Genomic DNA, 24,395 nt, shown 5'->3' on the forward strand with positions numbered 1-24,395 from the left:
CTCATGCGGTTTGCGCGGTCAGCGCGACGGTGGCCAGGCAATGCGCTACGCAGCGCTTGGCCAGTTCCACCTTGAAGCCATTTTCACTCTGCGGTTGCGCACCACGCACCGCAGCTTCCGCCGCCATCTGCCAAGTGGCCGCGCTGGCAGGGCGGCCAATCAGCGCCTGCTCAGCTTCGGTGGCGCGCCAGGGCTTGGTGCCCACGCCGCCCAGGCTGACCCGTGCCTCGGCCACGCGGCCGTCTTCCACGCGCAGCAAGATGGCAGCCGATGCCAAAGCAAACTCATACGAGGCGCGGTCCCGCAGTTTCAGGTAGGCCGAGTGCGCGCCTGCGACGGGTGGGGGTAGGCTGACCGCAGTGATCAGGTCCCCCGGTTGCAGCACGGTTTCCACATGCGGGGTGGTGCCCGGCAGCAGGAAGAACGCGTCTATGGGGATCGAACGCTCGCCGCCGCTCCCTTGAATATGCACCGTGGCCTGCAGGGTGGTGAGCGCCACGTTCATGTCCGAGGGGTTGCTGGCAATGCAATGCTCGCTGGTACCGAAGATCGCCAGGTTACGGTTGGCCCCTTCAATGGCCGCACAGCCGCTGCCCGGTTCGCGCTTGTTACAGGCGCTGAGGTTGTCCCGGAAGTACATGCAGCGGGTGCGTTGCAACAGGTTGCCACCGGTGGTGGCCATGTTGCGCAGCTGTGCCGAGGCACCCGACAGCAACGCCTGAGACAGTACCGGGTAGGCCTGGGTGACCCGTGGGTGCCACGCCAGGTCGCTATTACGCACCAGAGCCCCGATGCGCAAGCCGCCATCAGCGGTGCTGGTCACCTCATTGAGCGGTAGGCGGTTGATGTCCACCACTTGGCTGGGGTGTTCCACGCCCAGCTTCATCAGGTCGGTGAGGGTGGTACCGCCGGCGATAAAGCGCACCTGTGCCCCTTGCTGGGAGGTCTGCGCAACGGTGCCTAGGCGCACGGCTTGCTCCGGGCTGGTAGCGCGGGTGAAGGTAAAGTTTTGCATGCTGGCCACCTCAGGCTTTGCGGGTATCTTCGATGGCCGCAAGAATGTGCGAATAGGCCCCGCAGCGGCAGATATTGCCGCTCATGGCTTCTTTGATGTCTGCCGCCGTATTGCCGTAGGGCTCTTTAGCCAAGGCCACGGCGGACATGATCTGCCCACTGGTGCAGTAGCCGCATTGGTAAGCATCACGCTCCACGAAAGCCACTTGCATGGGGTGCAGGCGGTCAGGGGTGCCCAGGCCTTCGATGGTGGTAATGTCGTCGCCCTCGTGCATCAGGGCCAGGCTCAGGCAACTGTTCACCCGGCGGCCGTTCACATGCACGGTGCAGGCGCCGCATTGGCCGTGGTCGCAGCCCTTTTTGGTGCCGGTCAGGTCAAGGCGCTCACGCAGGGCATCGAGCAGGGTGGTGCGCGGGTCTACTTGCAGGGTGTGGGGCTGGCCGTTCACCTTCAGGGTCAGGCTCTGCTCCCCCGGTTCGGCGGGGTTCCCAGGCTGAGCGGCCGCGGCGTGGGCACCGGCCACCAGGCCACCGCCCAAGGCCGCGGCAGTGCCGCCCATGCCCATGGCTTGCAACAGCAGGCGGCGAGAAACGGGCAGGTGCCCAGTACGGCCCTCGGGGGGCAGTGGCTTGTGGCTCATCTTGGCGTCTCCATCAGGGCAGGTCAGGCGAGGGCCGCGCCTCTGCGGGCGCTGGGCGGTATAGCTATCAACCACGTTGGGCCGCACAAGCGCGCCCTAGGTTCAACCGGCTGTCGCCTGGCCGCTCGGCCGTTGCCGGGAACTCCAGGGGGCGCCCCGCTTCACAGCCTTACAGGCTGTTCGACCGCCTGCCAGGCGATAGTAACCCAGGAGGCCCGTGATGACCGATGCCCTGCAGGAATACAACCGCAAGCGCGATTTCAACGCTACCCCAGAACCCTCCGGCAGCGCCCCAACGGGCAAAACCCAGGCCCAGGGGTTGCAATTTTGTATTCAGAAGCATGACGCCAGCCATCTGCACTACGACTTTCGCCTGGAACTGGACGGCACCTTAAAGAGTTGGGCAGTGCCTAAAGGGCCCTCATTGGACCCCCGTGATCGCCGGTTGGCTGTCGAGGTAGAAGACCACCCACTCGATTACGCCAACTTCGAAGGGCATATCCCTGACGGTCATTATGGCGCCGGAGATGTGATCGTCTGGGACCGGGGTATCTGGGAGCCTGAGGGCGACGTCCATCAATCCTTTGAAAAGGGCCGGCTCAAGTTTCGTTTGCAGGGTGAAAAGCTCAGCGGTCTATGGAACTTGGTGCGCACCAAAATGACCGGCAGCAAGCAGCAGTGGTTCTTGATCAAGTCCCACGATGAGGCCGCCCGTGACCATGAGCAATACGACGTGCTGGTAGCAGCCCCAGACAGCGTGGTAAGCGATCGCACGCTGGTGCCCAAGCCTCGGGGTAAGGCCGCGCACGCCAAGCCTGCAAAGGTGAACGCGCCGGCGCCAACCAAGAGCGCCAAGCCTAGGGCAGGCGCCAGCACTAGCCTTAAAAGCGCCGTTGCCGCACCTCTTGCGCAAAGCTTCAGCCCCGAACTGGCTACCCTGGTAGACAGCACGCCACCAGGGGAGTGGCGCTACGAAATCAAGTTCGACGGCTACCGCATCCTGGCCCGGATCGACCAAGGCGAAGTGACGCTGTTCACGCGCAAAGGTAATGACTGGACCGCCAAGCTGCCCCGCCAGGTCGAAGCCCTTAAAGCACTCAAGCTGGACACTGCCTGGCTCGACGGTGAAGTAGTGGTGAACAACGACGCCGGGGTGCCGGACTTCCAAGCCTTGCAGAACGCCTTCGAGGCCGAACGTGGCAACCTGGTCCAGTATTACGTGTTCGACTTGATGCACCTGAACGGCATGGACTTGACCCGGGTGCCCCTTGAGCAGCGCCGCGCGGCCTTGCAGGCGGTGCTGGCACAAACCGACGAAGATGAAGCGTTGCGGTTTTCAGCGAGCTTTGATGAGTCCGCCACCGCACTGTTGGACAGCGCCTGCCAAATGAACATGGAAGGCTTGATCGGCAAGCGCGTAGGCAGCCCCTATGTGAGCCGGCGCAGCAACGACTGGATCAAGCTCAAGTGCAAGCACCGGCAAGAATTCGTGATTGTCGGCTACACCGAGCCCAAGGGTGCCCGCAGCGGCTTCGGCGCCTTGCTGCTGGGCCTGCATGAACAGAGTAGCGGAGCGCTGCGTTACGCGGGCAAGGTAGGTACTGGGTTCAACCAAGCCACGCTGCAAAGCATCCTGGCCCAATTGCAGCCCTTGAAAATAGACAAACCCGCCATGACCAACCCACCTACGGGGGCTGAGGCCCGTGGCGTGCATTGGTTACAGCCTACGTTGTTGGCGGAGGTGGCCTATGCCGAGATCACCCGTGAAGGGGTGGTGCGGCATTCGGTGTTCCAGGGGCTGCGCCAAGACAAGCCCGCCGAGAGCATCACCCAGGAGGTCCCCGTGAGCCTTGGTGATTTGAACAAGGACAAAGCGCCCGCCGAGCCTAAAGCCAAGGCCAAGGCGGAAGAACCCGCCGCGCAGTCACCCACCCCCCGCCAGGCAAAACATACCAAAGCCACCGCTACCCAGACCCAGGGCACTCAGGTACGCATCACCCACCCCGACCGGGTGATCGACCCCAGCAGCGGCACCACCAAGATCCAGCTGGCCCAGTATTACGCCGAAGTAGCACCTTGGATCTTGCCTCATTTAGCCCAGCGGCCAGTGGCCTTGGTGCGCGCGCCGGAGGGCATCACCGGCGAGCTGTTCTTCCAAAAGCACGCCGAGCGGTTGAACATTCCCGGTATCTCCACATTGGGGTCGGCCTTCTCGGGCCAGCCAGTGATGGTGGTGGACAATCCCGAGGCGTTGATTGGCGCGGTACAGATGAACACCGTGGAACTGCATACCTGGAACGCCACAGACAAGGACGGCGAACACCCAGACCGTTTTGTGCTGGACCTGGACCCGGACCCGGCGCTGCCGTGGAGGGCCATGGTCGAAGCCACCCAGCTCACCCTTACGGTGCTGGATGAACTGGGCCTGAAGAGCTTCCTTAAAACCAGCGGCGGTAAGGGCATGCACATCGTGGTGCCGCTAAAGCCCAAGGATGATTGGGAGGCAGTGAAGGCCTTTTCCCAAGCGATCGTGAACCATTTGGCCCGCTTGCTGCCCGATCGGTTCTCAGCGGTGTCCGGCCCCAAGAACCGGGTAGGGAAGATCTTCGTCGATTACCTGCGAAACACCCAAGGCGCTACCACCATCTGCGCCTTTGCCGCCCGTACCCGGGACGGCTTGCCGGTTTCGGTGCCGGTGTTCCGTGAGGAAGTGGCTCAGCTCAAGGGCGCCAACCAGTGGACCATCCATAATGTGCAGGAGCGTTTGAAGGAGATGGAAAGCAGTGACCCTTGGGCAGGCTACGCCAAGGTCCGCCAAACCCTGACCGCCACGATGCGCAAGAAACTGAACATGACGTCGTGAACCGCTGGCCGCGCCCCGTTGCTCGCGGCCCATTCAGAGCTATTGGAAACCCATGAGTAGAATCATCACCGAATTGCCCACTACCCAAGGGGAAGGCAGCGAATCCCCCGATAACGTGATTTTTGGCACGCCCAAGGCGCGCCTGGATTTTTATCGCAGCGAAATTCACTACGAAACCAGCTTGCTGTCCAACCGTACCAACGCCTACCTGTCCGCCCAGTCGTTTCTGGTGATCGCCTATGGCTCATCCATGGCTAACCTCAACCCCGAGTGGGGGAAGGTGTTCACCTTGGTGGTGCCACAATTGTTGGTACTGTTGGGCATTGTGAGCTCGCTGCACGCCTGGCCTGGCATTCGGGCCGCTTACGAGATCATCAGCCACTGGCATTTCAAGCAATACCAACTGTTGATGGCCGAACCCGTCATGGGGATGGCCTACGATGATTCGCCTCTGTTCAGCAAACATGAGAGCCAGGAAAAAGGCTACCGTCAGTCATTACTGTTCTCCATGCGCACGCCATGGATCTTCAGCGCGTTCTGGGTGGTGATCAGCCTGTTCACGCTGTGGGTTCAGTTTTTCGGCTAAGCCACTATGGCTGTAGCCGATAAAAACGCCTGGCGTTGTCCCACAGCACCGCCTGTGCGCCGGCTTCATCCAGCGTATTACGGATCAGCGCAATGTCCTCGGCGTCGAAAGGCCGCGGTGCGCGAGTAGAGGGCAAGTCGGTACCGAACATCAACGCTTCGGAATTGGCGTGGTACAGGCTGCGCAGGGCAGGGCCCACCGGGAAGTCCACTCGGCCAAAACCGCAGGCTTTTATCCGTACGCCCTGTTCGGCCAGGCGCAACAGCGTAGGCAGGCCCTCGGCGCTTAAGCCCAGGTGGTCAATGCTCACCGCTGGCAGTCGGCTCAATACAGGTGCAAGCTCAGTGAGGTCTCGGCTGTCCACGTACAGCTCCACATGCCAGCCCCAGTTGGCATGCACTCGCGTGGCCAAGGTCTCCAAGTGCGCCAAGGGCGCGGAGCCGCCGCGTTTGAGGTTAAAGCGCACCGCGCGCACCCCTTGGCGGTCGAGTTCGGCCAAGCTGTGGTCGGGCATGTCGTCTGGCACCTGAGTAACGCCCACAAAGCCTGGGCCCAGGCTGTTCAGGGCGCTGACCAGGTAGCCTTGGTCGAAGCCCTGGAAGGAGCCGGACACCACCGCACCCCCAGTGATGCCCAAAAGCTGCGCCTGGGTCCGGTAAGTGGCCACGTCGAAAGCAGGTGGTACGTAGCCTTGATTAGGCGTGAGTGGGAAGCGCGGGTCGATGATATGGCAATGGGCGTCGAAGATCATGGCCTTATTCCATCACCAGGGTGCCAGTACCCTCCAGAATCACCCGCAGGGCGGCTTCGGCTTCATCCAGGTCCACCAGAGCGTCGGTCAAGTCCGCGCTGAGCAGCGCGGCGGAGAAGGGCGCTTCGGCATCGGCGGGTAGTTCTACGTGTAAACGCTGGGCGCTCAAGGTGACCTTCACGCCGTTAACCAAGGTGGCGGCTTCGTCCCACACTACCTCGATCTCATCTTCGCCCGGCGCCCGGGACAGCAACAGCAGTTCCCCTGCCGCGCCCTGGCAGCACAATAGCGCCAGGTCGTCTTCTTCCTCGTCACAGGGGTTGCCCATCAACAGCGCGGCTTTCATATGCATGGCACAGCTTCCTAGAGAGATAGGGGATTGTGCCATGCTCCGGCCTGACCGGTCAGGCGGTTGATGCCTCTGCTGCGCCTAGGGCTTGCTGGCGCTTGTTGATGTTATCGATCAAAGGTGCTGTTGCGTTTTTGTCGGGCATGGCCTCTAGCGAGGTTTTCAAATTGGCTAGAAACTCCGATGGGTTATCCAGCTCTAGGTTATCGAACAGAGTAATCATTTCACTGGCGAGCAGCAACTTAGCTTCGACGGTCTTTACGTCTTCCAGGGTATCCAGTGCAACCTGGACACTTTTGCTAGGAATTTGCCCAACGGGGTCCTGATGGAATAATGCAAACTGCATAGCCATCGCCGCTGCCGTATTCAAATTGCTCAGCTCATCGTTTTTTTCTTTGGCACCCGGAAGCAACACGCCATGGGGATGCATACGCTCGAACTTTTCTGTCGCGACCTGGGTAACTGCGGCTTGCTCTCGGTAGGTAGCCAGGTTTTCAGCAAAGCTATGGGCTCTGGCACTGCTGCTATATTGCAGCGCAACAGTTTGAAGGGCGTCGGTAATTTTCTCCAGCCCAGCCCCATGCTGGCCAGCGGGAAGATTGCCAAGCCCATAGTCGAACAAGTTTTTGACCAGCCCTAAGGTAGCCTTAGGGTCGCTTTTACTGACGCTAGCCAGTTCGTCATATAGATGGTCCAAATGCGCCAGGGTTGGTGCTTCATTAGCTATCAGCCCATGTTTGCCAAATTCATCCACAATGGCTGCCTTGTCCTGAGCATTGGCCTTCGGCAAGTGTTCGAGCAAAGCATCCAATGCTTCGTAGTGTGTGCCCTGACGCAGGGTAGACCAGGCATTAAGCACCTTAGTTGGTACGTTGCCATCAATGGGCGTCATGACCTGAAGCGCCGCGCTGGTTTTTGATAACGCCAAGCGGTCTGGCGTTGCCAAGTGATTGGCCACCCTATGAACGACGTCGGCCTGGGCGTTTTTCCAACTACCCGTCAAAGCACGGTTCTTTGTTTCGGCGCCGCCAGTCGATTTCTGCATGTCGGCAAACCGGGCTTCTTGAAATGAACTGGCTTTGGGCTTGGGCGCAGCAGCCCCTTGCCGGGGTGGTGGCTCAGGTGGGCGCTCTTGCGCGGGGGGTTGATCAGTGGGTTCAGATAACGGTGTAGCGTGAGGTTCAGGAAGCGGCGTGAGTGGCACCTGACTACGAATAGGTGTGACCATAACGGAGGCCTTTGGCAAGGAGTTAACTGGGCTGCAGGAACACCGCCCTCGATTGACCTGCAGGTTGGTAATCTAAAGCGATGGGCCCTTCTGTATGGAAATGCCCATCGTGTTACATCAGTGGACGCTGGCAAATGCCCATGCACGCGCGTTGGCCAGCACGCTAACCACTAACGGGGCTGATTACAGCTTGCTTGCTATATTTCTTGCCGACTCTGGAGCTGCGTCGGAATTTTCAATGTTCTTCGCATAGATGGAAGCTCCCATTGCCGCTGGGGATCTTAGTTGGGTAGGGTTGGAGACTACGGCTTCGATGTTGTTTTTCCCAACGTCTAACGCGCCGTCAATCGCTCCTTTCAAGCCACCGCCTTCTTCCCTGCCAGCGCCCCTAAGTACAGCGCTCGCGCCTGGAATCATCCAGAGTTTCTCGCCTGCGGTGGCCAGGAAGCTCTTTTCCCCGCCGCCCTGGGTATTTTTCCCTTCTGGTGCTTTCTCTTTATCCAGGGAAAAACTCTGTGTGTTCATACTGCCAAAGCTGATATTGCCGTTACTCTCCGGAGCCTGCTTAGGCGTATTTTGAGGCGCTTGGGTTTGGCCCTGGGTGTCGGAACCGCCAGTGAACGGCTGAATGCCGGGAAGAATAGAGGAAATGCCCATGGAAGGTGCTCCTGTCAGGGTGGGTTAGCACGTTCGCCAGCCAGGCATGGGCCTGTGGCGACGATGTACTGGCGAAAAGCCAAGGTGAAGCGTTCACAGTTGACATGTGTCAGGCTTGGGTGGCCTTAACCGGCCGGGCGGTTCCCAATCAGCTCGTAATAATGCGCATGCATTCGAACACCGGCCCATTGCAATCCCAAGGCCGGGTTGCGCCAGGTGCAACCTGGGGCTGACCGAATATGTCGCGCTGTGGCAAGAAGTTCCCTGCCAGGTGTCGCTAAGCTGAGCCGTCCATGGCAGTGGCGCTGCCCGCGGAACCCTACGCCGCTGCGAGGACCCAACAGCTTCATCACCCGTGCTTGCACCGGCTGCAAATGCCAGCGGTCAGGCCTGGGATACACGCTACGCTTCCACCAAATACAAAGCCCGAGCGGAGTACCACAGATGGCGTTTTTCACCGCGGCCAGCAAAGCTGACTTCCAGCATCAACTGCAGGCAGTCCTGGCCCAGCACGTTGACGAACATGCCCTGCCTCACATAGCCCGATTCGCCGAACAGTTCTTCGGCATCATTTCCCTGGACGAACTCACCCAGCGCCGTCTTTCCGACCTCGCTGGTTGCACGCTCTCGGCCTGGCGCCTGCTGCAGCGCTTCGAGCCCGCACAGCCCCAAGCGAGGGTGTACAACCCCGATTACGAGCGTCATGGCTGGCAGTCCACCCACACCGTGGTAGAAGTGCTGCACCATGACCTGCCGTTCCTGGTGGACTCGGTTCGTACCGAGCTTAACCGCCGCGGCTATAACATCCACACCCTGCAAACGGCTGTGCTGAGCGTGCGCCGTGGCGCGGGTGGCCAACTGCTGGAAGTGCTGCCCAAGAACAGCGAGGGCGAAGGCGTAGCTCAAGAATCGCTGATGTACCTGGAGATCGACCGCTGCGCCACGGCCGCGGGCCTGGCCGGGATCAACAGCGCGCTGCTTGAAGTACTTGGCGAAGTTCGCGCCGCGGTGGCTGATTTCGAGCCGATGAAAGCCAAGGTGCAGGACATGCTGGCCCTGGTGGACGCCAGCCCCTGGCCTGCCGATGGCGCCGAAAAGGCCGAAGTGAAGGTGTTCTTGGAATGGCTGGTGGACAACCATTTCACCTTCCTGGGCTATGAAGAATTCCAGGTACACGAGGACGCTCAGGGCGGCCACATCCTCTACGACGAGCAGTCGTTCCTCGGCTTGCCTCGCCTGCTCCGCGCGGGCCTGAGCACGGACGACCTGCGCATCGAAGACTTCGCCGTGAACTACCTGCGCGAGCCGGTGTTGTTGTCCTTCGCCAAGGCCGCGCAGCCTAGCCGCGTGCACCGCCCGGCCTACCCCGATTACGTGTCTATTCGGCAGATCGATGCCGATGGCCGGGTAATCAAGGAATGCCGTTTCATGGGCCTGTACACTTCCATGGTGTACGGTACCAGCGTGCAGCAAATCCCCTACGTGCGCAGCAAGGTGGCGGAAGTCGAGCGCCGCTCGGGCTTTGACATGCGCGCGCACCTGGGCAAGGAACTGGCGCAGGTCATTGAGGTACTGCCGCGCGATGACCTGTTCCAAACTCCCGTGGACGAACTGTTCAACACGGTGATGTCCATCGTGCAGATTCAGGAACGGGCAAAGATTCGCGTCTTCCTGCGTAAAGACCCCTATGGCCGCTTCTGCTATTGCCTGGCCTATGTGCCGCGCGATGTGTATTCCACTGAAGTGCGGCAGAAGATCCAGCAGGTATTGATGGATCGGCTGAAAGCCAGCGACTGCGAATTCTGGACCTTCTTCTCCGAATCGGTACTGGCACGGGTGCAGTTGATTCTGCGAGTAGACCCGAAGCACCGTCAGGACATTGACCCGCAGCAGCTGGAAAAAGAAGTGGTCCAGGCCTGCCGTTCGTGGCAGGACGACTACCACGCCATGACCATCGAGAACTTTGGCGAAGCCCAGGGCACCGCCCTGCTGGCCGAATTCCCTAAAGGCTTCCCCGCGGGCTACCGCGAGCGCTTCGCGGCTCACTCGGCGGTGGTGGATATGCAGCACCTGCAAGCGCTGTCCGAGAAACGCCCGTTGGTGATGAGCTTCTACCAGCCGCTGTCCCAGGCCGGTGAGCGCCAGTTGCATTGCAAGCTGTATCACGCCGATGTGCCCTTGGCGCTGTCGGACGTGCTGCCTATTCTGGAGAACCTCGGTCTGCGTGTGCTGGGCGAGTTCCCCTATCGACTGCGTAACCGCAACGGCCGCGAGTTCTGGATTCACGACTTCGCCTTCACCTATGCCGAAGGCGTAAACCTGGACCTGCAACAGCTCAACGATACGTTGCAGGATGCCTTCGTGCATATCGTCAATGGCGAGGCGGAAAATGACGCCTTCAACCGCCTGGTACTGACCGCCGGCTTGCCATGGCGCGATGTGGCGCTGCTGCGTGCCTATGCCCGCTACCTCAAGCAGATCCGCCTGGGCTTCGACCTGGGGTATATCGCCGCCGCCCTGAACAACCATACCGAGATCGCTCGGGAGCTGACGCGGCTGTTCAAAACCCGCTTCTACCTGGCGCGCAAGTTGACCGGGGACGACCTGGACGACAAGCAGCAGCGCCTGGAACAGGCCATTCTCACGGCCTTGGACAACGTGCAGGTGCTGAACGAGGACCGCATCCTGCGGCGCTACCTGGACCTGATCAAGGCCACCCAGCGCACCAACTTCTATCAGCCCGATGCCAGTGGCCAGCCCAAACGTTACTTCAGCTTCAAGTTCAACCCGTCGCTGATCCCTGAGCTACCCAAGCCGGTCCCCAAGTTCGAGATCTTCGTATACTCGCCACGGGTTGAAGGCGTGCACCTGCGCTTCGGCAACGTGGCCCGGGGTGGCTTGCGCTGGTCGGACCGCGAAGAGGACTACCGTACCGAAGTGCTGGGCCTGGTGAAGGCGCAACAGGTAAAGAACTCGGTGATCGTGCCCCTGGGTGCCAAGGGTGGGTTCATTCCGCGCCGCTTGCCCATGGGGGGTAGCCGCGATGAGGTACAGAACGAGGCCATCGCCTGCTACCGCATCTTTATTTCCGGGTTGCTGGACATTACCGACAACCTCAAGGAAGGCGAGGTCGTACCGCCGGCCAACGTAGTGCGTCACGATCAGGATGACCCGTACCTGGTGGTCGCGGCAGACAAAGGCACCGCGACCTTCTCGGACATCGCCAACGGCATCGCGACCCAGTACGGCTTCTGGCTGGGGGATGCGTTCGCCTCCGGTGGCTCGGCCGGTTACGACCACAAAGGCATGGGCATCACTGCCCGTGGCGCTTGGGTGGGGGTGCAGCGCCACTTCCGTGAGCGCGGCATCGATGTGCAGAAAGACAACATCACGGTGATTGGCATCGGCGACATGGCCGGTGACGTGTTCGGCAACGGCATGTTGATGTCGGACACACTGCAAGTGGTTGCAGCCTTCAACCACCTGCACATCTTCATCGACCCTAACCCAGACCCAGCCAGCAGCTTCGCCGAGCGTCAGCGCCTGTTCGACCTGCCGCGCTCGGCCTGGAGCGACTACAACGCCGCTTTGATCTCCGAGGGTGGCGGTATTTTCCAGCGCAGCGCCAAGAGCATTGCCATTAGCCCGCAGATGAAAGCTCGTTTCGACATCAAGGCCGACCGCTTGACGCCTACCGAGTTGCTGCATGCGCTGCTCAAGGCACCGGTGGACTTGCTGTGGAACGGCGGCATCGGCACCTATGTGAAATCCAGCGAAGAAAGCCATGCCGACGTAGGCGACAAGGCCAACGACGCCCTGCGTGTCAACGGTGACGAACTGCGCTGCAAGGTAGTGGGCGAGGGCGGCAACCTGGGCATGACCCAACTGGGTCGTGTGGAGTTTGGCTTGAACGGTGGCGCCACCAACACGGACTTCATCGACAACGCCGGTGGCGTGGATTGCTCCGACCACGAAGTGAACATCAAAATCCTGATCAACGAGGCCGTGGCCGCCGGGGACCTGACCGAGAAGCAGCGTAACGAGCTGCTGGGCACCATGACCGACGAGGTCGCGCACCTGGTGCTGGGCAACAACTATAAGCAGACCCAGGCGTTGTCCATCGCCGCCCGCCGCGCCAACGAGCGCTTGGCCGAGTACAAGCGGTTGATGGCGGACCTCGAGGCACGGGGCAAGCTGGACCGCGCCATTGAGTTCCTGCCCAGCGAAGAACGCCTTGGTGAGCGTGCCGCGGCGCATCAAGGGCTGACCCGGGCTGAGCTGTCCGTGTTGATTTCCTACAGCAAGATCGACCTCAAGGAAACGCTGCTCAATTCCCGGGTGCCGGATGACGACTACCTCACGCGGGACATGGAAACAGCCTTCCCGCCGAGCTTGGTGGCCAAGTACGGCACCGCCATGCGTCGCCATCGCCTTAAACGCGAGATCGTCAGCACCCAGATCGCCAACGACCTGGTCAACCATATGGGCATTACCTTCGTGCAGCGCTTGAAGGAGTCCACGGGGATGAGCGCGGCGGACGTGACCGGGGCCTACGTGGTGGTGAGGGATATCTTCCACCTGCCGCACTGGTTCCGTCAGATCGAGGCGCTGGATTATCAGGTAGCGGCTGATGTGCAACTGAGCTTGATGGAGGAACTGATGCGCCTGGGCCGCCGCGCCACGCGCTGGTTCCTGCGCAACCGCCGTAATGACCTGGATGCCGGGCGTGACGTTGGGCACTTCGGCCCGCATATCGCCGCGTTGGGCCTCAAGCTCAACGAGTTGCTGCAGGGCCCGACCCAGAGCCTGTGGGAAGCCCGTTACCAGGCCTATGTGGATGCAGGGGTGCCTGAGCTGCTGGCGCGGATGGTGGCCGGTACCACGTACCTGTACAACCTGTTGCCGATCATCGAGGCCTCGGACCTCACCGGCCAGAGCCCGGCCAACGTGGCCAAGGCGTTCTTTGCCAGCGGCAGCGCCCTGGACCTGAACTGGTACCTGCAACAGATCAGCAGCCTGCCGGTGGAAAGCAACTGGCAAGCCCTGGCGCGCGAAGCCTTCCGCGACGACTTGGACCTGCAACAACGCGCGATCACCATCTCGGTATTGCAAATGCCGGACGCCCTTGAGGATGTGGACGCACAGGTGGCCCTGTGGCTTGAGCAGCACCGCATGAACGTAGAGCGCTGGCGCGCCATCCTCGACGACCTGCGGGCCGCCACCACCACCGACTACGCCATGTACGCGGTGGCTAACCGGGAGTTGGCGGATTTGGCCATAAGTTCATCAGCGAGTTCCTCGGCGCCCCAGCCAGTGTGAACCCGGTCGGTACCCCCTTAGGCTGCGCTGGGGGTACCGGGGGGGCATTCCAGATGCACAGCCTGCTGTCGTGGGCATAGGTTAGCCCGGCGCGTTAACGGCGCTTATGCTAATCCACCCATGACAGGAGGTCCCATGGCCGATATCAACGGACGATCTTTCATTGCCACGCTGCTTAGCACCACGGGAAGTCGGGTATACCCTGTGGGGTATGTTCATGATCATTCTGCCGCTGGCAGTGGCTGGCTGATCCAAGGGGGCGACGACGAATTCAACGCGGTATTGCGTTTCGATTTCGTGGAGGCCTGTGACGATCGTCTTCACTACCACATCAGCGGTGCCCCGGATACCCGCTATCCTGGTGCAAAGCTTGGGGTTAGCCGCAATGGCTACCTTGGGTTCTATTCGATTGCCACCGTTACGGACTTTTGGAAAATCGAGCTAGAGGGAGATACCACCGATCCCGAGTGCTTTGACTTTGTGCTGCGCGATGCCCGAGGGTACCGCGTAGGTGCAAGCATCGAACCACTAGGCGGGTTTTTCACCGGAATCAGCGCAAGGGACCGCTCCGAACGTATACGGTTCTTGAATGTAGAAACCGGTGACATCGTTCATTTCCGCGCGCGGATCCTCGATTACCTCTGAATACCCTTGGCCATGCCTGGCGAAGGGCTTATAAACATGCGCTCCAACTGTAGTGGCCCTGAGCTATTCGCGAGCTGCGCTCACTCCTACAGCGCGGGTAAGGCCAGCGCCTGTGGGAGCCAGCGGCAGCTGGCGAATAGGGCGTTAGAGGTTAACCATCTTTAGGTTTTTCTCGTCATACCGATCCCCCACCACATCGCCAGCCGGCAGCGCGGCGGTAATGGCTTCCAGGGCCGCGCTGTCCAGCTCCAGGCTGGCGGCACCGGCGTTATCGGCGAGGTGGGTGATTTTCCGCGCGCCGGGAATGGGCGCTATCCATGGTTGCCGTGCCAGTAGCCAAGCCAGTGCCAGTTGTGCGGCCGTGCAGCCTCGCTGCTTGGCCAGTGCATTGAGCGCTTCGACCAGCCGCATGTTCTGCTTCAGGGCTTCGTCCTGAAAGCGGGGCAAGCTGCGGCGCATGTCGTTCTCGTCCAGTTCCTCAACCTTGAGCTTGCCGGTCAGAAACCCACGGCCTAATGGGCTGTAGGGTACGAAGCCGACGCCGAGCGCTTGGCACGCCGGGAGTACTTCTTTCTCGGCCTCCCGGTACCAGAGGGAATATTCCGATTGCAGCGCGGTGATAGGGTGCACTTTATGGGCACGCCGCAGTGTCGTCGCCGACGCTTCCGACAAGCCCAGGAAGCGAACCTTGCCAGCCTTTACGAGCTCGGCCATGGCACCCACGGTCTCTTCGATAGGCACGGCGGGGTCTACTCGGTGTTGGTACAGTAGGTCGATGGTTTCGATTCCCAGGCGCTTGAGCGAGCCCTCTACAGCCGGGGCGATATGCTCCGGGCGGCTATCCAGGCCAATGATGCGTTCGCGCCCAACGCCTTGGTCGCCCAGTTTGAAGCCGAATTTAGTGGCTATCTGCACCTGGTCCCGGCGGCCCTTGAGGGCCTTGCCCAACAAGGCTTCGTTGTCGAACGGGCCGTATACTTCTGCGGTGTCCCAGAAGGTTACGCCCAGCTCCAGTGCCTTATGCAAGGTGGCGATCGACGCTGCTTCCGGCGCGCCGCCATAGGCGAAGCTCATGCCCATGCAGCCCAGGCCGATGGCTGAAACGTCCAGCCCCTGGCCTAATGTGCGGATGTTCATCGGTGTGCTCCTGAGGTGAGGTAGAAGAAGGCAGGTTGCGCTTAAGCGAAGCACAAAAAACCCGCCACGGTGGGCGGGTTTCTCTTTTGCATTACAACTTAGGGCTTACCCCAGCGTTTTACGCCTGAACCACCGGGATCTGAGCGTTCTTCGCCGCCTCGCGGAAGTCCGCGATCTGGTCAAAGCTCAGGTAGCGGTACACGTCGGCCGCCATGCTGTCGATGTTCTGGGCGTACTGCATGTACTCTTCCACGGTCGGCAGTTTGCCGATGATGGATGCCACCGCCGCCAGCTCGGCCGAAGCCAGGTACACATTGGCACCGTCGCCCAGGCGATTGGGGAAGTTACGGGTGGAGGTGGACACCACGGTGGCGTTTGCCGCTACCCGTGCCTGGTTACCCATGCACAATGAACAGCCCGGCATTTCCATGCGCGCACCGGCCTTTCCGTAGATGCCGTAGTAGCCTTCTTCGGTAAGCTGATGGGCGTCCATTTTGGTAGGTGGGGACAGCCACAGGCGGGTAGGAATGGCGCCTTTGACTTTATCCAGCAACTTGCCCGCGGCGCGGAAGTGGCCGATGTTGGTCATGCACGAGCCGATGAACACTTCGTCGATTTTCTCGCCCGCCACGGTGGACAGCAGGCGTGCGTCGTCTGGGTCATTCGGCGCGCAGAGCACGGGCTCTTTCACGTCGGCCAGGTCGATTTCGATGATTTCGGCGTATTCAGCGTCGGCATCGGCCGCCAGCAGCTCAGGGTTGGCCAGCCAGGCTTCCATGGCTTGGGCGCGGCGCTCCAGGGTACGAGCATCGCCGTAGCCTTCGCTGATCATCCAGCGCAGCAGGGTAATGTTGGATTGCAGGTACTCAGCGATGGCTTTTTCCGGCAGCTTGATGGTGCAACCGGCGGCAGAGCGCTCGGCGGAGGCATCGGACAGCTCGAATGCTTGCTCGACGGTCAGGTCGTCCAGGCCTTCGATTTCCAGGATGCGGCCGGAGAAGGCGTTCTTCTTGCCTTTCTTCTCGACGGTGAGCAGGCCCTTTTGGATGGCGAAGTAAGGAATCGCATGCACCAGGTCGCGCAGGGTGATCCCAGGCTGCATTTTGCCCTTGAAGCGCACCAGTACCGATTCAGGCATGTCCAGCGGCATCACGCCAGTGGCGGCGGCGAAGGCGACCAGGCCGGAACCTGCCGGGAAGGAAATCCCCAGCGGGAAACGGGTGTGGGAGTCGCCGCCAGTGCCCACGGTATCAGGCAGTAGCATACGGTTCAGCCAGCTGTGGATGATACCGTCGCCTGGGCGCAGGGAAACGCCGCCACGGGTGCGGATGAAATCCGGCAGGGTGTGGTGGGTGGTCACGTCGATAGGCTTGGGGTACGCCGCGGTGTGGCAGAAGGACTGCATGACCAGGTCAGCGGAGAAGCCCAGGCAGGCCAAGTCTTTGAGCTCGTCTCGGGTCATCGGACCGGTGGTGTCCTGGGAGCCGACCGTCGTCATTTTCGGTTCGCAGTAGGTCCCAGGGCGAACGCCGTCCACGCCGCAGGCCTTGCCGACCATTTTCTGCGCCAAGGTGTAGCCCTTGCCAGTGTCCACCGGGGCTTCCGGCAGCTTGAACAGGTTGGCGGCGGGCAAGCCCAGTTCGGCGCGAGCCTTGTCAGTCAGGCCACGGCCCACGATCAGTGGAATACGGCCGCCAGCACGTACTTCGTCCAGCAGCACTGGCGTCTTCAGACCGAAGGTGGCCAGTACTTCATCGGTGCCGTGCGTGCACACCTTGCCAGCGTGGGGGTACACGTCGATCACATCGCCCATGTTCAGGTTCGACACGTCGAACTCGATGGGCAGGGCGCCAGCGTCTTCCATGGTGTTGTAGAAAATAGGGGCGATCTTGGTGCCGAAGCAAAAACCACCGGCGCGCTTGTTGGGCACGTAGGGGATATCGTCACCGAAGTACCACAATACCGAGTTGGTAGCCGATTTGCGCGAGGAACCGGTGCCGACCACGTCGCCCACGTAGGCGACCGGGAAGCCCTTGGCTTTGACGTCTTCGATCTGCTTGAGCGGGCCGATGGCGCCTTGTTGGTCCGGCACGATACCGTCACGGGCCATTTTCAGCATGGCCAGGGCGTGCAGCGGGATATCGGGGCGCGACCAGGCGTCCGGGGCAGGAGACAGGTCGTCGGTGTTGGTTTCGCCCGGTACCTTGAATACCGTCAGGGTGTACTTATCGGCGATGGCGGGCTTTTTGGTGAACCACTCGCCATCGGCCCAGGATTGCAGCACGGCCTTGGCGGCGGCATTACCAGTCTTGGCTTTCTCGGCCACGTCATGGAAGGCGTCGAACATCAACAAGGTGTGCTTGAGCTGCTCGGCGGCGACCAAGGCGAGGTCTGGGCTGTCGAGCAGCTCGACCAGGGTATGGATATTGTACCCACCCTGCATGGTGCCCAGCAGTTCGGTGGCGCGCTTTTTATCGATCAGCGGGGAGGTGGCTTCGCCTTTGGCGAGCGCCGAGAGGAACCCTGCCTTGACGTAGGCGGCTTCGTCCACTCCTGGAGGTACGCGGTTGGTGATCAGGTCTACGAGGAAGGCTTCTTCGCCAGCGGGCGGGGTTTTCAGCAGCTCGACCAGGCCTGCGGTTTGTTCGGCGTTCAGCGGCTGGGGCACGATACCCTGGGCGGCACGCTCTTGGGAGTGGTTGCGATAGGCTTCAAGCACGGTTATTACCCTCATCAATGGTCCCGCGTGGGACGCTTATCCAGCGGCGCTCCCGCATACCGGCGCCGTGCGGCTGAGTAAGCCGTGTGGCCGGAGTAGCGATGAGTGCCAGGCAGAAGCTGCTTTCAAAGTTTTACGCCGGCAGAATGGAGGGCTGATGAGGGGCTGGCACGGTGAGAGGGGAGGCCGTGCCAACGCCATTCTGACGGATCGACTGTGCTCGTGACGCTTTGAAAACAGCTTCCAGATGGACATTGGTGCCTTCAAGCAGGCCGAGCGATTCTACGGCAAATTTCGTGGGAAGGTAAGTTGCCCGTTCAGCCCTTGGGGGTGAAAGCCCTTAGACGAAGGGCTAAGATAGGCGGCCCGCCGCTTCGTCGATGCCTGTTCAGCCATGCCAAAATCCACGATCAAAACCCCCTGTGTCGGCCTTTGCTCCACGGTGTATGGCGACCTGGTGTGCCGTGGCTGCAAGCGCTTTCACCACGAAGTCATCCACTGGAACGCGTACTCCGATGAGCAAAAGCGCGCGGTGTGGCTGCGCCTGGAGCAATTGCTGGCCCAGGTTATGGAAGCCAAGCTCGAAGTGTTCGACGCCACTCGCCTGCGCGCGCAACTGGAGCAGCGTAAGGTGCGCTTTCAGCCGCAGCAGTCCGAATACTGCTGGGCCTACCAACTGATTGCCCGGGGCGCCCGAGTGATCAATCAGCTGGACGCCTACGGCATCGTGCTATTGCCCGAGTTTCGCAACTGGGACCTGCCCGCCCTGCGTGACGCCATCGACCGAGAGTTTTTCCTGTTGTCCGAAGCCCACTACCAGCGCTATATCGCCCCGCTGTTTTTGCAGGAGGCGTTGGGGTAAGGGCGGTATGGGGGAGCTTGAACATTTTCATCATGCCTGCGCTATCCTTTACGCAGACTATGGATTAGAGCACTGGCAGCCGGCTGGCACCGTCGTATACTGCGCCGCCCATTATCCACATGAGACGGCGCATGCTGCCTGATATCCACGACTTCCTTGGCTGCCGCACGCCCCAGGCCTGGGTCGATGCCGCCCTGGCAGACCAGGACACGCTGTTGATCGACCACAAGAACTGTGAGTTCAAGGCCGCGTCCACCGCGCTGAGCCTGATCGCCAAGTACAACACTCATATCGACCTGATCCACTTTATGTCGCGCCTGGCCCGTGAGGAGCTGGTGCACCATGAGCAAGTGCTGCGCTGGATGAAAAAGCGCGGTGTGGCATTGCGCCCCCTCAATGCCGGGCGCTATGCCTCTGGCCTGCGCAAGCTGGTGCGGGCCCATGAACCGGTAAAGCTAGTGGACACCTTGGTGGTCGGGGCTTTTATCGAGGCGCGTAGCTGTGAACGTTTCGAGGCGCTGGTGCCGCGCTTGGACGGCGACCTGGGCGGTTTTTACCATGGCCTGCTTAAGAGCGAGGCCCGGCACTTCCAGGGGTATTTGAAGCTCGCCTACCACTATGGGGACGCGGCCGATATTGAGCGCACCATCGTCAAGGTGCGCGAGGCGGAAGCTGCCTTGATCCAAACGCCTGATGAGGAATTCCGCTTCCATAGCGGCGTGCCGAACTGACTTAACACATGCCTGAACACCGGGCGGCATGAGCCCACGCCCGGTCATGCCAGGCGTGCTTGACAATAGCTGCCTAGGCAGTAATATCTCGCAACATTCTCTGCCTAGGCAGGCATTGCGCTGAACCATGAGCCATTTCACTCCCGAAAATTTCTACGATAGCCAGATCGGCATGCTGCTTGGCCGCGCCAACAGCCTGAAGGACCGCTACCTCGACCAGCACCTGGAGGTCCACGGCGTGACCGCGGCCCAGTTCAAGGTGTTGGTAATCGTGGCCGAGTGGGGCTTGGACAGCCCTGGCGACCTGTGTCGGCACCTGTCCCTGGACAGCGGTTCGATGACCCGCATGCTAGACCGGTTGGAGCAGAAGCAGTTGATTCAACGCAACCGCAGCCAGGCCGATCGCAGGCAGATTCGCATCAGCTTGACCACCGAAGGCAAGGCCCTGGCGGCGCGGTTGCCGCATATCGGCGCTGCCGCCATGAACCGCCTTGCCGGTGTGTTGGAAACGGCCGAGTTGGCCGAACTGGAACGGTTACTGAAAAAAATTCTGATCGATGCCGGCGACCCTGTGGCCTGCTGGCGCATGGGTAAAAAATGAAGCCCTCTGTCTCTTGCTTGAACCTGCTACCCCTGGCGTTGGCCTTGGCCCTCGTAGGCTGTGCCAACGACCACGGCCTGGCGCCTGACGCCACCTTGAACGAGGCGGCCAGCCTGCGCGCGGGCGCGACACTGGCGCCTGTTACCGTCACCCCCGCGGCTTGGCCTTCGGCCACCTGGTGGGCGGGCCTGGGCGACCCTCAGCTCAACGGCTTGATCGACGAAGCGCTGCGCGACAGCCCGGACCTGCAAGTGGCCGCGGCCCGAGCCCATCGGGCCATGGCCGAAGCCAATGCCGTGGATGCTGACCGCAGCCCCTATATAGGCGCCGATGCCAACGTGTCGCGCTCGCGCCTGGCCAAGGTGCAAGACCCACTGGTACAGGGCGAGCGCATGTCTACCCTGCGCACTGCCGAGGTGACCTTTGATTACACCTTCGACCTTTGGGGTGGCGAACGCGCCGCCTGGGAAGCCGCCTTGGGCCAGGCCCGTGCCGCCGAGGTGGATCGCCAGGCGGCGCGCCTGACCCTGGCGGTGGATGTGGCCAGGGCCTATAGCGATTTGGGCCACGCGTTTATCGCAGCGGATATCGCCCAGGAAGACCTAAAGCGCACCGGGCAGATGCTTACCCTGGGCCGCCAGCGCCTGGCTGCCGGGATCGACAGCCAATACCAGCTGCAACAAACCCAGAGTTTGGAAGCCAGTTCTCGCGAGCAGGCCGTCGACGCCGAGAAGCAACTGCGCAGCGCCCGGATCGCCCTGGCGGTATTGCTTGGCAAGGGGCCGGACCGCGCCGGTGACATTGCCCGGCCGCAAACCCTCAAACCCACGGCAGTGGCCTTGCCTTCGGTATTGCCCGCCGACCTGCTTGGCCGTCGGCCAGACCTGGTCGCCGCGCGCTGGCGGGTAGAGGCTGCGAGCCGTGACATAGAGGTGAGCAAGACGCGCTTTTACCCCAACCTTAACCTCACGGGCGCCGCCGGTACCCAATCCATGCTTGGCGATGCCCTATTCGGGGCGCCTAGCCGCTTCTTCAACATTGCGCCCGCGGTGTCCTTGCCGTTGTTCGATGGCGGCCGCCTGCGCGCAGGCCTGGACGCCCGGGACGCGGACTATGAACTGGCGGTAGCCCAGTACAACAAATCTCTGGTCGGCGCCCTGGGTGAGGTGGCCGATGCCATCAACCGCCTTGAAGCACTTGGCCGGCAGGTGGCGGCCAAGCAACAGGCAGTGGACGTGGCCCAGCAGTCCTTTGGTACTGTGACCGAACGCTATGGCTCAGGGATCGGCAACTACCTGGACGTGCTGAGTATTGAGCAGCAATTGTTTGGTGCCCAGCAGCAACTGGCCAGCCTCAACGCGCAGCGCATCGACGCGTCCATCCAACTTATGCAAGCCCTTGGCGGCGGCTATCAGGGTGAACCCCTGGCCAGTGCCCAGGCTCCACGCGAATAACCAAGGTAACTGCCCATGGCCACTGCCAACCCCCCAGCCAACGGCGACCAGGCTGATAAACCCAATAATGGCGACAACGCCCAACCCAAGGCCAACCCGCGCAAACGCAAGCTGATGTTGCTGCTATTGCTGGCGGTGGTGATCCTCGTGGGTGTGGGAGTATTTGCCTGGTATGAATTGCACGGCAAGTTTTACGAGGAAACCGACGACGCGTACGTTAACGGCAACGTGGTGGAAGTCACGCCGTTGATCGCCGGGACGGTGATCAGCATCGGTGCCGATGACGGTGACTTCGTACAGGCCGGGCAGGTGATGATCAGCTTTGACCCAGCCGATGCCCGTATCGCCTTGGAAAACGCCCAAGCGAACCTGGCCAAGACAGTACGACAGGTACGCGGCATGTACAGCAACGTGGACAGTGCGCGGGCCCAGGCCAACGCGCGGCGTGTGGAGTTGCAAAAGGCTCAGGAAAACTACAATCGCCGTAAAACGCTGGCTGCCAGTGGGGCGATTTCCCAAGAAGAGCTTTCACACGCCCGTGATGACCTGGCCTCGGCCCAGAGTGCGCTGGGCACCGCTCAGCAGCAGTTGGCGGGCACCGCGGCCTTGGTGGACGACACCGTGATCTCATCCCACCCTGATGTACAGGCGGCGGCCGCGCGGCTTCGGGATGCGTATCTGGCCCGTGCGCGGACTACCCTGGTAGCGCCTGTGTCCGGCTATGTGGCCAAGCGCACCGTGCAACTGGGCCAGCGTGTGCAACCGGGCACTCCCACCATGGCGGTGATCCCCCTGGAACAGGTATGGGTGGACGCGAACTTCAAAGAAACCCAGCTGCACGACATGCGTATCGGCCAACCGGTTACGCTGGAATCTGATCTGTACGGCGACGACGTAACCTATAAAGGCACCGTGCAAAGCATCGGCGCGGGCACCGGCAGCGCGTTCTCGCTGCTGCCGGCACAGAACGCCACGGGCAACTGGATCAAGATCGTGCAGCGAGTACCGGTACGGATCGCGCTAGACCCCGAGCCGTTGAAAACCCACCCCTTGCGTATTGGTTTGTCTACCGTGGCCACGGTGGACCTGCATGACCAAAGTGGCGCGGTATTGACCCAACAGCCCCCGCAGCAGGCTGCCTTCTCTACTAAGGTGTACGAGCAACAATTGGATGAGGCGGACACCATGATCGCCCGGCTGATTCACGACAACAGTGCCTCCGGCAAGACCGTGCAACGATGAGCGGCAATGCGTCGTTCACGCCCCCTAGCCTGGTGCTCAGTACCATCGGGCTGTCGCTGGCGACCTTTATGCAGGTGCTGGACACCACCATCGCCAACGTGGCCCTGCCGACCATCTCCGGCAACCTGGGGGTGAGCGCGGAGCAGGGCACCTGGGTGATCACCTCGTTTGCGGTGAGCAACGCGGTGGCACTGCCCCTGACCGGCTGGCTCAGCCGGCGTTTTGGTGAAGTGAAACTGTTCCTCTGGGCGACCCTGCTGTTTGTGCTGGCGTCGTTCTTGTGTGGGATTTCCACGTCCATGCCGGAACTGGTGGGCTTTCGCGTGCTGCAAGGGTTAGTAGCCGGCCCGCTGTACCCCATGACCCAAACCTTGTTGATTGCGGTATATCCCCCGGCGAAACGAGGGATGGCCTTGGCGTTGCTGGCCATGGTTACGGTAGTGGCACCCATTGCCGGGCCTATCCTTGGTGGGTGGATCACTGACAGCTACAGCTGGCCGTGGATTTTCTTCATCAACATACCGGTGGGGTTGTTCGCCGCCGCGGTGGTGCGCCAGCAACTGGCCAAGCGCCCGGTGCATACCAGCCGCCAGCCCATGGACTACGTGGGCCTGATCACCTTGATCATTGGGGTGGGGGCCTTGCAGGTGGTGCTGGACAAGGGCAACGACCTGGACTGGTTCGAGTCTCAGTTCATCATCATCGGCACGGTGATTTCGGTGATCTTCCTGGCGACCTTCGTGATCTGGGAGCTGACCGACGCCCACCCGGTGGTGAACCTGCGCCTGTTCGCGTTTCGCAACTTCCGCGTGGGCACGGCGGTGCTGGTCGGGGGCTATTCAGGCTTCTTCGGCATTAACCTGATCCTGCCCCAATGGTTGCAAACCCAACTGGGTTACACCGCGACCTGGGCCGGCTTCGCCGTGGCGCCCTTGGGCATCTTGCCGGTGCTGATGTCGCCCTTCGTGGGCAAGTACGCTCACAAGTTCGACCTACGGGTACTGGCCGGGCTCGCCTTTACCGCCATTGGTCTGAGCTGCTTTATGCGGGCGGGCTTCAATACCGAGGTGGACTTTACCCATATCGCGCTGGTGCAGTTGTTCATGGGTATCGGAGTGGCGCTGTTCTTTATGCCGACCTTGAGCATTCTGCTGTCAGACCTGCCGCCCAAGCAGATCGCCGACGGCTCGGGGCTGGCAACCTTCCTGCGTACCCTGGGCGGGAGTTTCGCCGCCTCCTTGACCACATGGATTTGGAGCCGGCGGGCGATCCAGCACCATGCCTACCTGAGCGAGCATATCAATGTGTACGACCCCGCCACCCAGCAGGCTATCCAGCAGATGGGCGGGGATACGCAGAAGACCTACGCGCAGCTTGAGCAGGTGCTCAATGGTCAGGCCTATATGCTTTCCACGGTGGACTATTTCACCATGCTGGGCTGGGTGTTCGCGGGGTTGATCCTGCTGGTGTGGTTCGCCAAGCCGCCCTTCACCGCCAAGGCTGGGCCTGCGTCGGGTGGGCATTGAATCAAAAGATTGCTACCGACGCTCGGCTCGGCCTGCTCGCCAGCGGGTCGAGTCCTTTGGTGTGACCTTA

General features: G+C 61.3%; 18 protein-coding genes. 10 read left to right on the top strand and 8 right to left on the bottom strand.

Going from position 1 to position 24,395, the window contains the following annotated elements; translation table 11 throughout:
• Position 1: 1 nt before the first annotated feature.
• The gene (locus ACWKV4_RS12750) at positions 2–1,015 is read right to left on the bottom strand and encodes an FAD binding domain-containing protein (protein ID WP_483832336.1); all 1,014 of its coding nucleotides are present in this window, start codon (positions 1,013–1,015) and stop codon (positions 2–4) included.
• A 10-nt stretch (positions 1,016–1,025) separates the two neighbouring features.
• Positions 1,026–1,655, bottom strand: a complete 630-nt coding sequence (locus ACWKV4_RS12755; protein ID WP_483832335.1) for a (2Fe-2S)-binding protein — start codon at positions 1,653–1,655, stop codon at positions 1,026–1,028.
• A 220-nt stretch (positions 1,656–1,875) separates the two neighbouring features.
• Here ACWKV4_RS12755 and ligD point away from each other — a divergent pair, with 220 nt between their 5' ends.
• Both ligD and ACWKV4_RS12765 read left to right on the top strand, forming a co-directional pair.
• Entirely contained in the window at positions 1,876–4,518 is a 2,643-nt protein-coding gene (gene ligD / locus ACWKV4_RS12760; RefSeq protein ID WP_483832334.1) for a DNA ligase D, read from the top strand.
• Between the two features lie 52 nt (positions 4,519–4,570).
• Complete coding sequence (locus ACWKV4_RS12765; protein WP_483832333.1) at positions 4,571–5,104, top strand: hypothetical protein; 534 nt, start codon at positions 4,571–4,573, stop codon at positions 5,102–5,104.
• Between the two features lie 4 nt (positions 5,105–5,108).
• Here the strand turns inward: ACWKV4_RS12765 and ACWKV4_RS12770 are convergent, their stop codons facing one another.
• The 4 genes from ACWKV4_RS12770 to ACWKV4_RS12785 form a co-directional block, all read right to left on the bottom strand.
• A complete protein-coding gene (locus tag ACWKV4_RS12770; protein WP_483832332.1) occupies positions 5,109–5,855 on the bottom strand; it encodes an amidohydrolase family protein in 747 nt (248 codons plus the stop codon).
• Between the two features lie 4 nt (positions 5,856–5,859).
• Entirely contained in the window at positions 5,860–6,207 is a 348-nt protein-coding gene (locus tag ACWKV4_RS12775) for a hypothetical protein (protein ID WP_483832331.1), read from the bottom strand.
• Between the two features lie 52 nt (positions 6,208–6,259).
• Positions 6,260–7,150: a hypothetical protein gene (locus tag ACWKV4_RS12780; RefSeq protein WP_483832330.1), complete on the bottom strand. Its 891-nt coding sequence runs from the start codon at positions 7,148–7,150 to the stop codon at positions 6,260–6,262.
• A 465-nt stretch (positions 7,151–7,615) separates the two neighbouring features.
• Positions 7,616–8,089, bottom strand: a complete 474-nt coding sequence (locus ACWKV4_RS12785) for a hypothetical protein (RefSeq protein WP_483832329.1) — start codon at positions 8,087–8,089, stop codon at positions 7,616–7,618.
• 444 nt (positions 8,090–8,533) lie between these two features.
• On the opposite strand from ACWKV4_RS12785, the gene ACWKV4_RS12790 reads away from it, so the two are divergent.
• Together ACWKV4_RS12790 and ACWKV4_RS12795 are read left to right on the top strand one after the other, a co-directional pair.
• A complete protein-coding gene (locus ACWKV4_RS12790) occupies positions 8,534–13,408 on the top strand; it encodes an NAD-glutamate dehydrogenase (RefSeq protein ID WP_483832328.1) in 4,875 nt (1,624 codons plus the stop codon).
• Positions 13,409–13,543: 135 nt separating this feature from the next.
• A complete protein-coding gene (locus tag ACWKV4_RS12795; protein WP_483832327.1) occupies positions 13,544–14,053 on the top strand; it encodes a hypothetical protein in 510 nt (169 codons plus the stop codon).
• Positions 14,054–14,197: 144 nt separating this feature from the next.
• On the opposite strand, the gene ACWKV4_RS12800 is transcribed toward ACWKV4_RS12795, so the two are convergent.
• Together ACWKV4_RS12800 and acnB are read right to left on the bottom strand one after the other, a co-directional pair.
• Positions 14,198–15,190: an aldo/keto reductase gene (locus ACWKV4_RS12800; RefSeq protein WP_483832326.1), complete on the bottom strand. Its 993-nt coding sequence runs from the start codon at positions 15,188–15,190 to the stop codon at positions 14,198–14,200.
• Positions 15,191–15,308: 118 nt separating this feature from the next.
• Complete coding sequence (gene acnB / locus ACWKV4_RS12805; RefSeq protein ID WP_483832478.1) at positions 15,309–17,909, bottom strand: bifunctional aconitate hydratase 2/2-methylisocitrate dehydratase; 2,601 nt, start codon at positions 17,907–17,909, stop codon at positions 15,309–15,311.
• Between the two features lie 394 nt (positions 17,910–18,303).
• On the opposite strand from acnB, the gene ACWKV4_RS12810 reads away from it, so the two are divergent.
• From ACWKV4_RS12810 to ACWKV4_RS12835, 6 genes are all read left to right on the top strand, one after another.
• Positions 18,304–18,771, top strand: a complete 468-nt coding sequence (locus tag ACWKV4_RS12810; protein WP_483832325.1) for a DUF1289 domain-containing protein — start codon at positions 18,304–18,306, stop codon at positions 18,769–18,771.
• Positions 18,772–18,902: 131 nt separating this feature from the next.
• Positions 18,903–19,502 carry a MiaE family protein gene (locus ACWKV4_RS12815; protein ID WP_483832324.1) on the top strand — a complete coding sequence of 200 codons (600 nt, stop codon included), beginning with the start codon at positions 18,903–18,905 and terminating at the stop codon, positions 19,500–19,502.
• A 127-nt stretch (positions 19,503–19,629) separates the two neighbouring features.
• On the top strand, positions 19,630–20,103 hold the full coding sequence (locus ACWKV4_RS12820; protein ID WP_483832323.1) for a MarR family winged helix-turn-helix transcriptional regulator: 474 nt from the start codon (positions 19,630–19,632) through the stop codon (positions 20,101–20,103).
• Positions 20,100–21,557 (top strand): efflux transporter outer membrane subunit, encoded by a 1,458-nt coding sequence (locus tag ACWKV4_RS12825; RefSeq protein ID WP_483832322.1) that lies wholly within the window; start codon positions 20,100–20,102, stop codon positions 21,555–21,557. The genes ACWKV4_RS12820 and ACWKV4_RS12825 overlap by 4 nt, the downstream gene beginning before the upstream one ends.
• A 114-nt stretch (positions 21,558–21,671) precedes the next feature.
• Positions 21,672–22,799: an EmrA/EmrK family multidrug efflux transporter periplasmic adaptor subunit gene (locus ACWKV4_RS12830; RefSeq protein ID WP_483832477.1), complete on the top strand. Its 1,128-nt coding sequence runs from the start codon at positions 21,672–21,674 to the stop codon at positions 22,797–22,799.
• On the top strand, positions 22,796–24,325 hold the full coding sequence (locus ACWKV4_RS12835) for a DHA2 family efflux MFS transporter permease subunit (protein ID WP_483832321.1): 1,530 nt from the start codon (positions 22,796–22,798) through the stop codon (positions 24,323–24,325). The genes ACWKV4_RS12830 and ACWKV4_RS12835 overlap by 4 nt, the downstream gene beginning before the upstream one ends.
• Positions 24,326–24,395 lie beyond the last annotated feature (70 nt).

The sequence above is a fragment of the Pseudomonas artemisiae genome (genome assembly GCF_057128685.1).

Coding starts and splice junctions, on each gene's coding strand:
- ACWKV4_RS12750 (WP_483832336.1), bottom strand. CDS start 1,015: ATGCAAAACTTTACCTTCACCCGCGCTACCAGCCCGGAGCAAGCCGTG.
- ACWKV4_RS12755 (WP_483832335.1), bottom strand. CDS start 1,655: ATGAGCCACAAGCCACTGCCCCCCGAGGGCCGTACTGGGCACCTGCCC.
- ligD (WP_483832334.1), top strand. CDS start 1,876: ATGACCGATGCCCTGCAGGAATACAACCGCAAGCGCGATTTCAACGCT.
- ACWKV4_RS12765 (WP_483832333.1), top strand. CDS start 4,571: ATGAGTAGAATCATCACCGAATTGCCCACTACCCAAGGGGAAGGCAGC.
- ACWKV4_RS12770 (WP_483832332.1), bottom strand. CDS start 5,855: ATGATCTTCGACGCCCATTGCCATATCATCGACCCGCGCTTCCCACTC.
- ACWKV4_RS12775 (WP_483832331.1), bottom strand. CDS start 6,207: ATGCATATGAAAGCCGCGCTGTTGATGGGCAACCCCTGTGACGAGGAA.
- ACWKV4_RS12785 (WP_483832329.1), bottom strand. CDS start 8,089: ATGGGCATTTCCTCTATTCTTCCCGGCATTCAGCCGTTCACTGGCGGT.
- ACWKV4_RS12790 (WP_483832328.1), top strand. CDS start 8,534: ATGGCGTTTTTCACCGCGGCCAGCAAAGCTGACTTCCAGCATCAACTG.
- ACWKV4_RS12795 (WP_483832327.1), top strand. CDS start 13,544: ATGGCCGATATCAACGGACGATCTTTCATTGCCACGCTGCTTAGCACC.
- ACWKV4_RS12800 (WP_483832326.1), bottom strand. CDS start 15,190: ATGAACATCCGCACATTAGGCCAGGGGCTGGACGTTTCAGCCATCGGC.
- ACWKV4_RS12810 (WP_483832325.1), top strand. CDS start 18,304: ATGCCAAAATCCACGATCAAAACCCCCTGTGTCGGCCTTTGCTCCACG.
- ACWKV4_RS12815 (WP_483832324.1), top strand. CDS start 18,903: ATGCTGCCTGATATCCACGACTTCCTTGGCTGCCGCACGCCCCAGGCC.
- ACWKV4_RS12820 (WP_483832323.1), top strand. CDS start 19,630: ATGAGCCATTTCACTCCCGAAAATTTCTACGATAGCCAGATCGGCATG.
- ACWKV4_RS12825 (WP_483832322.1), top strand. CDS start 20,100: ATGAAGCCCTCTGTCTCTTGCTTGAACCTGCTACCCCTGGCGTTGGCC.
- ACWKV4_RS12830 (WP_483832477.1), top strand. CDS start 21,672: ATGTTGCTGCTATTGCTGGCGGTGGTGATCCTCGTGGGTGTGGGAGTA.
- ACWKV4_RS12835 (WP_483832321.1), top strand. CDS start 22,796: ATGAGCGGCAATGCGTCGTTCACGCCCCCTAGCCTGGTGCTCAGTACC.